At 47.5% G+C, this 1,384-nt stretch carries 1 protein-coding gene; it reads left to right on the plus strand.

Features of this window, described 5'->3' with window-relative positions; translation table 11 throughout:
- Positions 1-93: 93 nt before the first annotated feature.
- On the plus strand, positions 94-1,317 hold the full coding sequence (locus tag AB1552_14415) for an IS256 family transposase (protein ID MEW6054952.1): 1,224 nt from the start codon (positions 94-96) through the stop codon (positions 1,315-1,317).
- Positions 1,318-1,384 lie beyond the last annotated feature (67 nt).

Below are 1,384 nucleotides of genomic sequence, written 5' to 3' on the forward strand. Positions count from 1 at the left end.
GATAGGTTAACATCAATTCTGTAAATATGAATCAGGGTATAATTCTCATTGGCAAAAAACAATCTCTCAAGGAGAGAAAGGAGAATTATACCCGTGAAGAAGAGTTTATCAAAGAAGGCAAAAAAAGTCATTGAAGAGAATTTTGAGGAGTTTATAGTAATGCCGTCGTTGGCGGAACTGACGAGGATGGGCGCGAAGATGATGCTGCAGGTGGCCGTGGAGGAAGAAATCACAGCGTACCTTGCAAGGGATCACTACGAAAGGACCGCGTCGGCGAGAGGGAGGCGTAACGGTACTAAACCAAGGACGGTAAAGATCGGCAGCGGCGATATAAGGATACGAATGCCGCAGGCAAGAGACGCAGGGGGTCCGTTTCATTCCCGGATACTGCCGCCCCGCGTCACGCAGATGGATGAAGTACAGGAAATCATTCCCTTGTTATACATGAACGGACTATCGACAAGAAAAGTAAAGAAAGCTGTGGGCAAACTCATAGGGAAAAAGGGGCTAAGCCACCAGAACGTTATGAGGATCAGCGGCAGGATCGTAGAGGAATTCAATGTTTGGAAGAAGAGAGACTTGTCGACGCTGAAACCTGTGTATCTCATACTTGACGGTATACGGCTGGGTATTAGAGCAGAGACGAGGGAGAAAGAAGCGGTGCTGGTAGCGTGGGCATTTCTGGAGGACGGCAGCCGGGAACTGGTGAGCGTATCTCTCGGCAACCGTGAATCATACAATGCATGGAAGGGATTTCTGGAGGATCTCATAAAGAGAGGAATGAGCGAGCCGATGCTCACAATCATTGACGGCTGTCCCGGACTCATCAAGGCAGTAGATGAAGTCTTTCCCGAATCTGATAAACAGCGCTGCACCAAGCACAGGACTGAAAACGTGCTGGACAAAGTGCTTGAACAAGATAAGGTTTCGGTGAAGGAGTCGGTGCGAAAGGTATTTTACGCCTCGACCTATGAGCACGCCAAAGAAGCCGTAGAAATGTTTAAAAAGAAGTGGAGCATGAAATATCCTTCAGCAGTGGAGTGTCTCACGGATGATATAGAGAACTGTTTGACATATTACAGGTATCCTTACGTGCACTGGAAACGCATACGGACGACAAATGTTGTGGAGCGGAGTTTCAAGGAGGTGAAGCGAAGGATAAGAACGGCAGGCAGGTTTTACAATGAAGAGCGGGCACTCACCATGGTGTATTGGCAGCTCAATGAACTTAACTGGAATGGAGTGAGCATGAGCAAAGAGGCAAAGGCAATCCTTGCGAAGATACGTGCATCAAGGCTTCAAAGGATTGCAGCGTAATCGGATTCATGAAATCCATTGAGAATAGTGCCCTGATGAGAATTTACAGAAAAGACTTGACAGTGCC

The organism is Nitrospirota bacterium, from assembly GCA_040754395.1.
Taxonomy (GTDB): Bacteria; Nitrospirota; Thermodesulfovibrionia; order Thermodesulfovibrionales; family SM23-35; genus JBFMCL01.